Source organism: Thermincola ferriacetica, assembly GCF_001263415.1.
Classification (GTDB): domain Bacteria; phylum Bacillota; class Thermincolia; order Thermincolales; family Thermincolaceae; genus Thermincola; species Thermincola ferriacetica.
Map to the genome: position 1 here is coordinate 1 of NZ_LGTE01000014.1, position 14,261 is coordinate 14,261.

14 protein-coding genes are annotated in these 14,261 nt (G+C 46.6%); 8 read left to right on the forward strand and 6 right to left on the reverse strand.

What is annotated here, in order from left to right; all coding sequences use genetic code 11:
- Positions 1-296: 296 nt before the first annotated feature.
- Positions 297-1,034 (reverse strand): N-acetylmuramoyl-L-alanine amidase, encoded by a 738-nt coding sequence (locus Tfer_RS09725; protein ID WP_052218237.1) that lies wholly within the window; start codon positions 1,032-1,034, stop codon positions 297-299.
- Between the two features lie 239 nt (positions 1,035-1,273).
- On the opposite strand from Tfer_RS09725, the gene Tfer_RS09730 reads away from it, so the two are divergent.
- From Tfer_RS09730 to Tfer_RS09755, 6 genes are all read left to right on the forward strand, one after another.
- Positions 1,274-2,392 carry a DNA polymerase thumb domain-containing protein gene (locus tag Tfer_RS09730; protein ID WP_152909027.1) on the forward strand — a complete coding sequence of 373 codons (1,119 nt, stop codon included), beginning with the start codon at positions 1,274-1,276 and terminating at the stop codon, positions 2,390-2,392.
- The gene (locus tag Tfer_RS09735) at positions 2,373-2,615 is read left to right on the forward strand and encodes a DUF6504 family protein (protein ID WP_052218239.1); all 243 of its coding nucleotides are present in this window, start codon (positions 2,373-2,375) and stop codon (positions 2,613-2,615) included. Before Tfer_RS09730 ends, Tfer_RS09735 begins: the two co-directional genes overlap by 20 nt.
- Before the next feature lie 11 nt (positions 2,616-2,626).
- A complete protein-coding gene (locus Tfer_RS09740) occupies positions 2,627-5,713 on the forward strand; it encodes a DNA polymerase III subunit alpha (protein WP_052218240.1) in 3,087 nt (1,028 codons plus the stop codon).
- Between the two features lie 267 nt (positions 5,714-5,980).
- Positions 5,981-6,334, forward strand: a complete 354-nt coding sequence (locus Tfer_RS16720; protein ID WP_052218241.1) for a hypothetical protein — start codon at positions 5,981-5,983, stop codon at positions 6,332-6,334.
- 400 nt (positions 6,335-6,734) lie between these two features.
- On the forward strand, positions 6,735-7,274 hold the full coding sequence (locus tag Tfer_RS09750) for a YpiB family protein (protein ID WP_052218242.1): 540 nt from the start codon (positions 6,735-6,737) through the stop codon (positions 7,272-7,274).
- Between the two features lie 239 nt (positions 7,275-7,513).
- Positions 7,514-7,939 carry a gamma-glutamylcyclotransferase family protein gene (locus Tfer_RS09755; RefSeq protein ID WP_052218243.1) on the forward strand — a complete coding sequence of 142 codons (426 nt, stop codon included), beginning with the start codon at positions 7,514-7,516 and terminating at the stop codon, positions 7,937-7,939.
- A 71-nt stretch (positions 7,940-8,010) separates the two neighbouring features.
- On the opposite strand, the gene Tfer_RS09760 is transcribed toward Tfer_RS09755, so the two are convergent.
- Complete coding sequence (locus Tfer_RS09760) at positions 8,011-8,226, reverse strand: hypothetical protein (protein WP_013119916.1); 216 nt, start codon at positions 8,224-8,226, stop codon at positions 8,011-8,013.
- A gap of 519 nt (positions 8,227-8,745) precedes the next feature.
- On the opposite strand from Tfer_RS09760, the gene Tfer_RS16555 reads away from it, so the two are divergent.
- Together Tfer_RS16555 and Tfer_RS09770 are read left to right on the forward strand one after the other, a co-directional pair.
- Positions 8,746-8,907 (forward strand): hypothetical protein, encoded by a 162-nt coding sequence (locus tag Tfer_RS16555; protein WP_160315550.1) that lies wholly within the window; start codon positions 8,746-8,748, stop codon positions 8,905-8,907.
- A gap of 621 nt (positions 8,908-9,528) precedes the next feature.
- Complete coding sequence (locus tag Tfer_RS09770; protein ID WP_013119914.1) at positions 9,529-9,810, forward strand: zinc-ribbon domain containing protein; 282 nt, start codon at positions 9,529-9,531, stop codon at positions 9,808-9,810.
- A gap of 87 nt (positions 9,811-9,897) precedes the next feature.
- On the opposite strand, the gene Tfer_RS09775 is transcribed toward Tfer_RS09770, so the two are convergent.
- The 4 genes from Tfer_RS09775 to Tfer_RS09790 are packed head-to-tail and all read right to left on the reverse strand — an operon-like array spanning position 9,898 to position 14,204.
- Positions 9,898-11,367, reverse strand: coding sequence for a hypothetical protein (locus tag Tfer_RS09775; RefSeq protein WP_052218245.1), 1,470 nt, complete (start codon positions 11,365-11,367; stop codon positions 9,898-9,900).
- A 46-nt stretch (positions 11,368-11,413) separates the two neighbouring features.
- Positions 11,414-12,346 carry an NHL repeat-containing protein gene (locus tag Tfer_RS09780; RefSeq protein WP_052218246.1) on the reverse strand — a complete coding sequence of 311 codons (933 nt, stop codon included), beginning with the start codon at positions 12,344-12,346 and terminating at the stop codon, positions 11,414-11,416.
- A gap of 17 nt (positions 12,347-12,363) precedes the next feature.
- Entirely contained in the window at positions 12,364-13,209 is an 846-nt protein-coding gene (locus Tfer_RS09785) for a cytochrome c biogenesis protein (RefSeq protein ID WP_052218247.1), read from the reverse strand.
- A gap of 14 nt (positions 13,210-13,223) precedes the next feature.
- Positions 13,224-14,204 (reverse strand): cytochrome c biogenesis ResB family protein, encoded by a 981-nt coding sequence (locus Tfer_RS09790; protein WP_052218248.1) that lies wholly within the window; start codon positions 14,202-14,204, stop codon positions 13,224-13,226.
- Between the last annotated feature and the right edge of the window lie 57 nt (positions 14,205-14,261).

Sequence of the window (14,261 nt, forward strand, 5' to 3'; positions counted from 1 at the left end):
GTTAAGGAGCGACTGCGCCCGCAAAACCGCTGCCGGGCCGGCAGGGAGTTCCCGCATGTCCGAAGATGGCGAAGGCCGCCGGGAAGTCCGGCGCTCAACATAGGATGAGTGACCGGACGGGAGGCGGCCTGACTATCAGAAATGCTATATGAGCCATCGAGTTCGGGAACGCTGCCTGCCCGGCAAGGGTTTGCAGCACAAAGCTCCCAGGTAGCGGAGACACCCTCCTACCCTGCCGGTATTCTCCAGCACAAAGCTCCGTGGTAGCCGGGACACCCCACCCACTCTGCCATAATTTAGATGTTGGCGCCGGAGTCCAGTTTATCCAGCAGCCTGGCCAGTGTGGCCGCCATTTCGCCCCAGGTAACATTAGCATCCAGGTTATGTTCGCCAAAAACAAGCCCTGCATCTTTCAGACGCTGAAAATCCCTGATAGCCCAATGGGTGGGTGGTTGAGACGGCGGTTGCGGCGGCGGCACAGGCGGTTTCGCCGGTCCTTCCAACCGCAAAGCTTTCGTAACCGCTTGCGCTATGGCGCCGGCCACCTCTTCACGAAAACCGTCTTCTTTTAATTTCAAGGCGTCTTCCCGCCTGTCAATGAAAAGGTTCTCCAGGAGTATGGCCGGGACTGCCGTTTCTCTCAGTACGGCAAAGTTGGCCTTTTTTTTGCCCCGGTCAGGAAACCCAGCCCTTCTGTAGAAATCAGCTATTTCTTTATGGATTATATCCCTTAGGCGTTGCGTCTCTTCCCAGGCGGCCGTATAGATGAAACTCTCAAATCCTGTGCCGCCGCCGGCATTGACATGAACAGACAGAAAAAGATCAGCCCCAACCCTATTGGCATATAGAGCCCGTTCCGCCAAACTGACAAAAGTATCCGTAGTCCGTGTTAACCGCACATCGGCATAATTAGCCAGTTTATTTCTTAATTTAAGCGCTATATCAAAAGCAATATTCTTTTCCTGCAGGCCATAACCCAGCGCTCCCGGATCGTCTCCCCCGTGGCCGGGGTCAATGACAAGCTTTTTAGCCATATCGGAACCTCCTTGTAATTTATTTACTCTATTTTATGTTCCCGCTGCGTAAAAAATAATTCGGTACCCACTATGCAGCTTTTATTGAACCGGGCAAACCGAACAAAAAACTAGCCTTCATTACTACGAAAGCTTAAATAGAGAGGTAGCTTCACATCACTGATTTTTTTCCTTCCTTGACACGGGAAAAAAAAATTTTTATAATAAGTTTATCGAACATATGTTTGGTGGTGATGCTTTTGTACACCGTAGCCCATATCTATACCGGCTTAAAATATCGCAACGATGGTTACAAAAATTTTACCCGGGAAGCGCTGGACATGCTGGCCAACTTTTCTCCCAGAGCGGAAATTTACAAAGACAGGGAATTTTTTCTCGACCTGACCGGTGCAAAAAATGTTCACAAAATTTTGGAAGATTTAACCGAATTGCTGACGCCTGCCTATTGTGATACCATGGTTATTTCCGTTGCCTGCACAAAACTTACGTCCAGGGCCTGCTCACTGGCGGTGGTAAACATGCCAAAAAAATATATCGGGACCCTGCCGGTAACGTTGAAGGTAGTTAATAAAAATGTCATCCTGGCCACGGTCGGTCCGGATGAAAAAAACTTTTGGTCTCTTCTCCCTGTTCATTTGCTTTGGCCGTTAGATAACCGGCTTATCCGACAACTGCAGTTTTTGGGGCTGAACAGTTGTAAACAGGTACAGGAAATTTCCCTAGCAGAACTGGCCCGGCATTTTGGCAGCCAGGCCCATTTCATTTACCGGTACTGCCGTGGCATTGATTATGAACGGGTTCGTTCCGTTACAGGTTCAGACAGGCAGTTAATGAGGCATTACCCTTTGCGAGGATGTGCTGACAGACTGCAGTGGGATCTGCTGTTCCGCCAGGCCGCCGACAGCCTGGCCGCGGAACTTTCCGCCCGGCTGGAAGGTTTCCGGGAGTTAAAACTGATCGTTCAGGATGAAGACCATCGGATAAAAACAGCAGCCAAGAAATTTAACCGCGTCCTATTTACTTCTTCGGCAATTCAAACCAATTTACACCTGTTGATAAACCGGCTGAGTTTGTCCGGCCCCCTGCGCAGCATCATGATTTGCCTGCAGGGGATCACCCCGGTCCCGGCACAACAGACAGAACTGTTTGCCGAAAAGGCGCTCGCCAAACCGCAAGCAAAACCGGCCCGGGAAAAACTGGCTGAGGTTATTGAAAACCTGAACCGCAAATATCCTTCGCAACCGGTAAGCCTCGGAGGACTGTTAACCATCAGCAGGCGGGAAAAAATGCTGCAGTTGTGGGACCCTTACCGTTTTACCAAAGAAAAGGTGAAAATGCTTGGGGAAACTTATCGATAGACCTATTGCTGTAAATTATAACGCCGAAAAAGGCCCGGTAAGCATATGCTTCGATGGTAACGTCCTGCGGGTAGCGGAAATTCTGGAAATCTGGAAAGATACGGGGGCATGGTGGGATGGCGAAGGAGAAAAAACTTTTTTCCGAATCCAAACAGAAAACCAGGGCCTTTGGGAAATATACCGCGAAAACACAGAATGGTATTTATATAAAATATATGATTAGGGAGGAATTCTGTGTCTTTTGTGCACTTACACGTCCATACCCCTTTTTCTTTTCTGGATGGAGCCGGCAAAATCGAAGATTTAATAGCCAAAGCGGTGGAAATGGGTTGTCCGGCTATAGCCATGACTGACCATAACAACCTTTGCGGCGCCGTAAAATTTCACCAATTGGCCACCGCTGCCGGAATTAAGCCCATAATTGGCACAGAAATTACCATGCAAGACGGCCATCACCTGACTCTGCTGGCCCGTAACCCGCTGGGCTATGCCAACTTATGCCGGATCCTGACCGATGGCCATTTAAATAGTCCAAGAGGTTATCCGACAGTAAAGCTGTCCACCCTTGCAAAACATTGCCGGGATATAATTATCCTTTCCGGATGCCGGATGGGAAAAATTCCTTCCTTAATATTGCGGGGCAGGTTCCGGGAAGCCCTAAATACAGCCGCCGAATACCTGCATCTGTTTGGCCGGTCTAATTTCTTTTTGGAACTGCAGCCGCCACTGCTGCCCGGTTCCCAGGCCTTAAATAATTACCTGACGCAATTGGCCGAACAGTTAAAAATGGATATTGTGGCTACCAACAACGTTCATTATTGTACAAAGGAAGGCTTTCCCGTCCATGACTTGCTGACCTGTATCCGGACCCTGACTAAACTGAAAGATGTTCACCCTGAACGCCGTTTAAACGCAGAAAACGACCTGAAATCACCGGCAGAAATGGCAAATTTGTTTTATCAATACCCCCGGGCCGTCCACAATACCCTTATGATTGCCGACCAGTGTGCCCCCGCCCTGGAACTGGGTGAAAAGATTTTCCCTTCTTTTCAGGTCCCTTCCGGCGAACCGGCCGCCGCTTACTTAAGGCGGCTTACTTACGAAGGAGCCCGGAAAAGATATGGCCGCCTTACCCGGGCCATTACGGAGCGCCTGGAGCATGAACTTGATATCATCTGTCGCCTGGGTTACGAAGATTATTTCCTGTTGGTCTGGGATTTGGTTGATTATGCGAAAAAACAGAAAATCAGATACGCCGGCCGGGGTTCTGCGGCCGATTCAGCGGTCGCTTACTGCCTTTTTATCACAGAGGTGGACTCTATCAACCGCGGCCTTCTTTTTGAACGTTTTATGAGCCTGGAAAGGGCCCAAAAGCCTGATATAGACATTGACTTTGACTCCCGTTACCGGGACCGGGTGGCTGATTACCTATACAAAAAATATGGCAGCAACAGAGTGGCCGGTGTCTGTACCTACAATACTTTCCGGGCCCGGTCGGCTTTCCGTGACCTGGGCAAAGCCATGGACTTTCCCGCAGAAGAAATCGATTTAATCGCCAAAAGGCTGCCCTTCATCCGCGCCGACCAGATAGACCTGGCCCTGGAAAAATTCCCGGAGCTTCGCGAGGGGGGGCTCCCCCTCGAAAAGTACAGGCAGCTTTTTGGTTACTGTGCAGCAGTATCAGGTTTCCCCCGTTTTATCAGCACCCACCTGGGAGGCATCGTGGTCAGCAGGGACCCCCTGGTTAACCTAACCCCCTTGCAGAAAGCAGCCAAGGGAATTGTCGTAAGCCAGTTTGACAAGGAATATATTGAAGATTTGGGGTTGGTAAAACTGGATTTGCTCTCTTTACGCACCATGTCAGTGGTAGAAAATGCTACCTTGACCATCAGGGCGGAAAACCCGGAATTTGACTACGAAACCATTCCTCTTAACGACAAGGCCACCTATGAACTTTTAAACACAGGCCAAACAATAGGCGTTTTTCAATTGGAAAGCCCCGCCCAAAGAGCCCTGCAGAGCCGGCTACAGGCCTCCTGCCTGGAAGATATCGTAGCCAGCGTGGCTTTAATCAGGCCCGGCCCTATTAAAGGGAATATGGTGGAACCTTTTATCGCCCGCCGCCACGGCAAAGAACCCGTTTCCTATTTACACCCCAAATTAAAGCCGATCCTGGAAAAAACCTATGGCGTAGTCCTGTTCCAGGAACAGGTTATAGAAATAGCCACAGTAATTGCCGGTTTCACGCCCGGAGAAGCTGATCGCCTGCGCCGGGTCATGACTCACGCCCGCTCGCACGAAGACATGCTGGGCATTGGCCGGGAATTTGTGGCTAAAGCAATTGCCAATGGAATAAGCAAAGAAATAGCGGAAACCATTTTCGGTTATATTGTGGGGTATGCCAGTTACGGATTTTGCGAAGCCCATGCTGCCGCTTTTGCCACCACGGCATATAAAACTGCTTATCTGGTTAAGCATTATCCCGCTGAATACTACGCAGCTATCCTCAGCCACCAGCCTATGGGTTTTTATGGCAGCAATACTATTTGCGTGGAAGCCCGGCGCCGGGGGATAAATATCCTGCCTCCGGACATAAACTTAAGCCAGCTGGATTTTACCGTAGAAAAAGGAAATATTCGCATATCTTTAAGCCAGGTTAAAGGAATGAAGGCTTCTGTCCTTGATAACATACTGACCGAACGAAATATTGCCCCTTTTTCCGGTATCGACGATTTTTTAAACCGGGTAAAAATCGACAGAGCGCTGCTGACCCACCTGATTTTATGCGGTGCTTTTGACTCGCTACATTCAAACAGGAAACAGCTTCTCTGGTGGGTTAACCAACAGAAAACATTTAAACTGCAAAAAGAAGAACGGGTTTGCCAAAACGGAAGCTTACCGGTAAATCTGCCCTGGCCGGAAATCGCTGACTACTCGGAAGTGGAGAAATTCAACTGGGAGTATAAGATTTTGGGTATTGATGTACGCAGGCACTATATGAGCTACTGGCGGGCTTACCTTGATAAGCACGGTTTTACAAACAGTTTGAAAATAAAATCCCTGCCCCACGGAACAAAGGTCAAGGTGGCGGGCCTACCTATCCGTCCTCACCGCCCGCCCACAAGGTCCGGTAAAGTTGCCGTTTTTCTATCCCTGGAAGACGAATTTGGCCTGGTGGATGTTACCCTCTTCGAAAAGACCTATCAGAAATTCGGCAATATAATTTTCAGCAGGCCGACGCCTCCGCTGCAAATCTACGGTACCCTGCAACGCCGTGGTAACGGAGTCAGTATCATAGCCCACCAGGTCAGAACCTTGTAAACTGTCTGCCACGTCAGGACCCTGTCAGCTATCGACCCCGTCAAGCCGTTGTCGAAACCGCTTGCCCCCCAAAAACAACCACTCACCCCCGGATTTGATCGTTTCACCCACAGTAATATCAACAACAAAAAAGCTGGCCACATAAACATATAGAAGAACACGCCCCAATACCCTGGGTATTGGGGCTTGTCTTTTGAGGTCACCAATTGCCAGTTAACCTCATATGTTAAAACAAAAAATACTTTATCAAAAAAGAGGAGGATAAGCATGAAATACAGTGAACAATGTAGAAAGCATTATCCAGGCCCCGGCCATATGCCCGATTATGGGATGATGCCCGATTTTGATTACGGTGCAGGAATACCGTGTCCCCCGGGCGGCTATATGCCCGGTTATGGAATGCCCGGAATGCCGGGAATGCCCGGTTATGGAATGCCCGGTTATGGAATGCCTGATTATACCGGTCCATATTTCCCCGGTTATCCAGGCGATGCGGAAACAGCCGCCCTGGTCAGGGAAATCCATGACATGACATCTGAAATCAAACATCTCTGCCACGAAATGCACCATATGATGATGCAAATGCATAAAGATATGAAAATGAAAATGCCGAAAGGCTAAAGGGAATGCCGCTGCACAGTGCCGCTATGGAGGTAAAACCACAGCGGCAATTCTTTAATTCGGGCTCGTCCCCCTAATTTTCTCAGAATGACCTTCTTGGATACCTAAAATGCCGCTAAATCAGCGGTATTTATTTCATTTGACTGCATATGTATTATTAATTCAACAGTTCGATTAACGCTGTAACGGTAAAACTTCTGTCCCTACGCAATTACAGGTGCTGCATAATGGCTCCGGTTACAGTGCGATGGCCGGTTGGTTGGACATGGTAACAAATAACCACTGTGAGCCTTCAGCTAAAGGATTACCAGTTCAGGAATAACTTACATAGGGCAAAACGGCAGGTATTTTCTCTTCAACGTCTAAATAATTAAGAATCAATTAAGGGCAGGTGAGTTACTTGAAGAGAACAACTAACTTAAACAGAAAAAGAGATTTTATACGTTGGTTCCTTGGTAAACACCAGTTAAAAAGTCCTGAAGCGGCCCGATTACTCCGATTTATATTAGAAAATGACCATATCTTAAAAAAGGTCAGATTTGTGGAAAACATTCGCTATTACTCTGATGCCGTGCTTATTTCTTCCACTGATTCAAATACTATTCCTTATATTTTGCGTTTGGAAAACCAATATTATTTCGACGTGGAAGAATTCATCCATTGTCTTGCGGCATCACCACCCCATAGGCTGTATGTCTGGTTATCATTCAACAAGGATTTTATCTGCAGCTTTTGCCCGCATATGCAGGAAAAATCAGCATCAAGCAGTCTGACCAGAAGGCAGATACGCAACCTGGAAAGAGAAATTACAGAACAGATCCTCCTTAGAGAATCAGCGGAACAAAAGCTGCTGGAGTTAATTGACAAGGCGCTGGACAAGGGAAGCAAAGAAGAGTTCTTTCGCCTGACACATCAATTGAAGAAGATTCAACAAGGATAAAAGGCCCATGGCGACTAACGTCATGGACTTTTTTGCGCAAAACCCGCCAGATTTTTTCCCTTAATTATTTCATGAAAAGGAAATTCATATATTAATAACGAAAAAATAAAAAAGGATAAAATTCCGGTAAAAGATTAACTAACAGGTTGTCTGTCAAACGGGATTTACTGAAGACGCAAGGAACCGTTGCTTCCTTGGCATAAAATTTCTCATATTTATAAAGGAAAGGAGATCAGCTTATGTATTTAAACAACCTCTTTGTTTACGGCACTTTATTACCCGGTCTTGAAAACCATGAAAAATTCATAAAAAAATACCGGCCGGAAGTCTATAAAGCCAGCGCTAAAGGAACCATGTACTACATTCCTGAAGACAATTACCCGGTTGTACTGGACGAAGGTGACGGGGAGATAAAGGGTGTTCTTTTTGTAACCCGGGAATTACCGGTAATCCTGCCCGAACTGGATGAAATCGAGAAATTTACCGGGGTAGAAAGTCAGAGCCACCTGATAAGAGAAATCAGAGACGTGAAAAATCTGGAGACCGGGGAAGTTGTCAAAGCTCATATGTTTTTATGGCCCCCATCCAAGGCCGATTGGCTGAAAAAGAACGGCGCTGTAATTAAAGACGGCGACTGGAAAAGATTTCTTGGAAATATGGAATAATTTTGAAGGACTGGTGAAAAGTTAATGCCGGCGTTCTAAACGTCGGCATTACTTTCGAACCGGCCCGCCCACTATTTGTTTTTTGCAGCCTTTTTCTGTTCTTTTACCTCTTTAACCAGGGGTTTATAGAAGTTAACAATATCTTCTTTAAACTTTTTGGCGCAGTCTTTGCAGATACACCAGCACGCTTTGTCAATCTTGTCTCCTTCTTCCAGGATCAACGTACAACTTAACTCCCCCATTTCAGCGCCGCACATATCACAATTGGCACAGGCAATTTTTGTCATTCTGTCACCCTCCCTTTTTTAAATTGTTATAATTGTTCTTAAAGTTAATTATAATTAATGAGGTGGCAAAAGGAAAGAATTTTCCGCTAATTAACATTTTGGAACAAAAGATTTTTAAGGTTCATCCAGCCAGAGATCAAAAGTAGCGCTGCTTATACAGCATCTGGAAGGGTGGGTGGGGTGTCCCGGCTACCATGGAGCTTGGTGCTGCAAACCCTGGCCAGGCAAATACCCGCTACGGAGGTAAAACAACTGTTGCTCCGAGGTTACGGGCGGAGACAGTGTAAACTCCGTTCGGTTGAAATTGCCGGACCCGGCCAAATCGTCATCCGTGACTCAATGGCCGGGTTTCCGGCGTCCGTGCCGGAAACGGCAATTTCAAGTCCTCACTGTCGTTAACACTGTCTATCCGCCCTCCACCAAGTCGCAACTTAATGTTTTACCTCCATAGCGGTATTTTCTGTTTTTCTTAAAGCAATGGTTATTTCACCATGCAGCGCCTGCCGGCAACAGGGAGGGGTGGGTAGGGTTCACAGGCTACCGTTTGGGAGCGACTGCGCCCGCAAAACCGCTGCCGGGCAGGCAGGGAGTTCCCGCATGTTTGAAGATGGCGAAGGCCGCCGGGAAGTCGGGTACTTAACTTATCTTGAGTGCCCGGACGGGAGGCGGCCTGACCTGTGAGAAATGCAATATGAGCCATCGAGTTCGGGAACGCTGCCTGAACGGCAAGGGTTTGCAGCACAAAGCTCCCTGGTAGCGGAGAACCCCTCCACCCCTCCTTAGATGGGGAGGCATAGCCTCGGAGCAACGGTTGTTTCACCGGCACAGCGGCAAACTAAGAAAACTCTAATATGCACAAATTACCCTGGTTTAACATAAGATAAACCGAGGTTAGCACTCAACTCAAAAAATAAACATAAGGAGGGTTATATATGGCTGATGTTAAAACTCAAGAATGGTGGGGTAACTTTGCGTTTATTCTCTTCTTAGTTCTTATCCTTCTCTTCTTCGGAGACGGAGTTTGGTAGAAACTGTTGGACCAAAAACACAACAAATAAAATACTAATACCAACTGAAAAAAAGAGGTCAAATGCTTCCTTGGACATTAGTCCCACCCCGCGAACATTTGACCTCTTTCTTTTATCTTATAAAATTTATTGATTTTTTACCATAATTCGATTATAATTGGCATAGCATCTTATTCGCGTCGGTATAGTTCAATGCCTCATCCTTATAAACGGAAGTGAACTAACCTCTCGACGGTCAGAATAAGTGAATCCCCTAAGGTAAGGAGGTTAGAAAATGTTCCAGGACAAAACTCTCGTTTGTAAGGAATGCGGCGCTGATTTTGTATTTTCAGCCAGTGAACAGGAATTTTACGCCGAAAAAGGTTTTCAAAATGAACCTGCCAGATGCCCTGAGTGCCGCGCAGCACGCAAACAGAGAACGAATAAAGGCAGCAGAGGCCCCAGGGAAATGTACAACGTTATCTGCAGCAATTGCGGCGCAGAAACCCGGGTTCCTTTTAAACCGTCCCAGGATAGGCCCGTATACTGCAGGGACTGTTTTGAAAATCTCAGGTAAAAGTTGATATTCATGTATAACTGACCGGAGGATAACAATACTCCGGTCTTCCTATTTTCCAGCTTTATTTAAGACTGTTACCTATTTTTAAAGCCTTTTCGGGACAAACAGATATCTTCCGTCCTCTTCACCAATCACTTCATAATTATCATTTCGGAGCAGATCTTCCAGAACGGGCATTTCACTGTCGACAATAAAGATGACGTTTCTATCCTTTATCTTTAATACTTCATTTAAGGCCCTTTTTTCTGCCAAAACGTCATGAAAATTATGCATTTCTTCCCTGCTGTACAATTCAATCCTGATATCCGAATAAACATAATTATTTTCACGCCAGTCATCTTTGTTCAGAACAAAAAGAAGATAATCTGAAAGATATTGCTTGCAAACAATTAGATTCTGAGTCATGGGCAGCCTGGCCAGCAGGTTTTCCAGAGGCAAAGGATCGGCAGGCAAAGGTTCATCAGACATCTTTTGGGAAACGAAAAATCCCGTTAATCCTATCGCGACAATGATGCTGGTACCTATAAGAACCGCTCCGATTTTTCTTTTCTCTTTCAGAATATCGTCAACAACAGGCCCTGCAATAAAAATAAATACGGGAACTGTAAACATCATATTCCGGTAACTGTAAAGAATCAGGCCGGTAAAAACCAAACCCAAAAGATAATCCAGCAAAGCTCTCTTTTTATATACCAGAGAAAATACTATCAGAACAGCCATCAAAAAAGGTGCAAAAAAGAATTTGAATACGAGGAACAGGGGAAACTTATAATCGTGTTCGAAATAACGCTGCAGTACCGAAAAAGGCGAAGACCATTCAAGCACTTCATTGTGCCGGATATTTACACCGGAATGAAACAGGTCAATTAGAAAATCGTAGCGGTTATGTATTAAAATAAAAAGTACAGTTATCAAACCAAGTGATACCGGCAAAACCCCTGTAAAAAAATAAAACTTTTCTTTCTCCCCGTCAACATAGGCATTTACGGCAAATAAGACCAGAACCATCAAACCGTAAACCCAAAAACCGTGTACCTGGCTCCACACCATCAGTGTTAGTATTATCCCGCCAAAGAGACCGGCTGTCGGTTTTTGCCTGCATCTGTCGGCAGCAATGAAAAAAATCATAAAAAAAATTAACGACAGGATGTTTGGCCTGATATTTAAAAAAGGAATGGTAAAAAACATAATGAATGAAAGCAGCAGCAGAAACGCCCGTCGGCTAAAGTACTTTAAGCCCAAATAAGTAAACATCAGTCCTATAAGAACTGACAGGAATACCCCGATCATTTCTAAGGAAAAAAGACCGCCCATTTTATAAACCATATAAAAAAACAGTTGAGCAAGCCAGGAGTGATAAATCATGGGGCTGGCTTCATGGTTATAGACCAGAAAACCTGTCTGGGGAACGCTATGGTGAGTGTATATATACCGTCCTGCCAGTAAGTGATACCATGTATCATCATGGACCTGTATACTTTCCATGACGGCTGCTGCCGCAAAAACAATTATCACAGGTATAACAACTTTCCAGTTGCTTTTCAGAACTTCCATGGCCTCTCACCTCAGGTTGTTCATCATGTATTACCCGGTCGACAGATTAATAGCCCCACACTGATATGGCATGCTTTTCTGTGTTGGCTATGTATATAATTCTGTTTTTCCGGTCAATGGCCAGTGTAGACGGATTAAGCAGTTCTTTCCCGTAAGTAAACATAAATTTCCCCAGATTATCAAAAACAAAAACTTTTCCCACTCCGTTATCCACTATATGTATCCGGCCAAATCCGTCCACGGCTATACCCTGCGGGTTTTTCATCCCGATATCCGCCGTCGGAAAATCATAAGCAAACCAACCGGCACAGTTAAATACCTTGACCTTTCCTCCGGCCGGGTCAGTGACCACCACACGGCCGTCTGATGTTACAACAATGCCATAGGGGAATTCCAGCTTCTTTTTTTCGTTGTCCCCCTTCACCTCCATGATCATTTCCCCGTCCTGAAATACGGCCAACCAACCGTTAATATTCACATCGGTGACATAAAGTACTTCCCCGTAAACCGCAGCGCTGACCGGTTTTATCTGCCGTTCTTCCGCCGTTTCATAATAAGCATCCAGCAGCCTGCCATTCGGGGCATAGAAGCCTATACCCCCGTTCAGGTAGTCAGCAATCAGCAGTCCTCGCGCAGTGCTGACCATTCCCTGGGGCGCTCCCCGACTTTTCGTTATCTTTGCCCTGAAACTACCTTTTTTCACACCTTCCGGCGAAAATATATCTACCCTTTCCTCTCCAAAATAACTGACAAAAAGTTTCTTCTCGTAAACATAAACCCAGGCCGGTTTTTTGTCGTCCGGAACCCTGATTTCCCCCAAATAAACAGGCACATCTTTCTCTCTTAAACTGCGATGCTTCAGGGTTAAAGGTTTATCGGCCTTTCTGTAAACCATCCAGGCTGCTCCCGTTGCTACCGCTATCATTACAAAAAGGGCGGTTATAATGAAGCTTTTTTTCTTCCACCTGTTTTCTGCCATAAATCCCTCTCCTGTTTCTAATCAACCGGTCTGGTAATCAGATCAAGATTGTGATAGGTATCAGGCGTTACAATCCCGACTGCCCAGAAACTGATTATATTTGTTAACAGGCACCCCAGGCAAAGCCAGGCCAATTTTTCTCCTTTCCAGCCAAAGGTAAAATGCAGGTGCAGGTAAATTCCGTAAACAAGCCAACTAAGCAGGGACCAGGTTTCCACAGGGTCCCAGCTCCAGTAACTGCCCCATAAAAGTTTTGCCCAGATAGAACCGCTCAAGAGCATTACAGTCCCTGCCATAAAACCGACCAGGACAAGCTTCACCGAAATCCGGTCCAGCCTGGACAGTTCAGGGAGAAAACGGAACCTGTCGGGCATTTCTTCCTTACAACTATTCTTTATCAAGTACAAAATACTTGTTCCCGCGGCAAAAACGTAACAGGCCGTGGAAAGCAGGGCAAAAAGCACATGAACCACCAGCCAGTTGCTCTTATAGGCGGCTGTTAACGGCTCAATCGCAGGGTTATCGGCATAACCCCAGCCCATGACCAGGAAAGCAAAAGGTACGGAAATTAAACCGACGGGTCCTGTATGGCTGTATATACGTCTGGCGGCCAGGTACACCCCCACAGCCAGCCAGGCAACGGTGATGTTTAATTCATATAAGGTCCTGACCGGCAGGTGATCGGAAGTTACGGAACGGGTCACCACCACCACCGTATTGGCCAAAAATCCTGCCCAGATGATAACTTTTTCTGTTTTTTCGGCAAATACCTTGCCGCGGGCAAACCAGGCAATATAAAAAAGGGTGGCCCCAATGTAACTGCCAACGGTAACCCAAAAAAAGAACATCTCCGTTTTGGACATCTGTGTTCTCCCCCTCATCTGCGGCTGAAAAAAACTCTGAAAAAAAGCCCGGCCACTGCCAGTATACTGCCCAGGTAAATAAAAATTTCACCCGGATCACTGGAAACGTCAAACTTTTCCCAGAAACGGTGTTCTACAAACTTAACTTCAAATTTACCGACTTTTTTGCTCTGACCCTGCCGGATAATATTTTTGCCATCCTGCTGCCCGGATATTTTTATTTCGGTGGCCGGCTTTACGGGAAATACCTCATTCTGCACCGGCCTTCCACCGGGAGAAATATCCGGGTAGAACCTTACTTCCCATTCGCCCAGGTCCGGGATGGAAAACCGGTCGTAATAAACCCCGTCCCTGTGGGTGGCAATATTCAGGAAATCATCCAGTACCAATTTCCCCTGTTTTTTTACCTGCAGGCGAACCGAATACCCCCAGTTCATGGAACGCCAGTAGTAACCCATAAACTTTACGGGCCGGTTTATTTCCATTACCCGGCGGTTTGGAAAAGTCCCCGTAAAAAAGTCCAAATCACTCCGCACCTGCCCGACGTTGTTGCCTTCCCGCACCAGCTCCAGTTTTTTCAGACCTACGGTGTATTCCTCAAAAACATGAAGCCGGCCTTTTTCCATACTTTCCATGTCAGCAGGAAACTTTATAGCCACACCCTCCGGAATCATGACGCTTCCTCTCATGCCGAAAAGGGATGAAACAGCAAAGCCGAACAGAATCACCACCATTCCCGTATGAAAGATAACGGATCCCCAAACGGCAACATTAAATCTGGTACCTCGGGGCTCTCTGAACCGGGCAGACACCCTTAGCAGGGTACAGACCGTCATGCTCGCGGCCAGGCCGAAAAAAACAATACCGGTTAAGACCGTAGCAAACAGAGACCCCGGCCCGTTCCGCCCCGGCAAAAGGTAAAATCTGACCAATATCCCGCCTAGCAGAGCCAGCATCAGTACGAGGGCCGTATTTATATATTTTTTCCCTGTCATTGCAATGTCCACCCTTCATGGCAACGGAATATGAAAACAGGACAGGTGGCAGTTCAC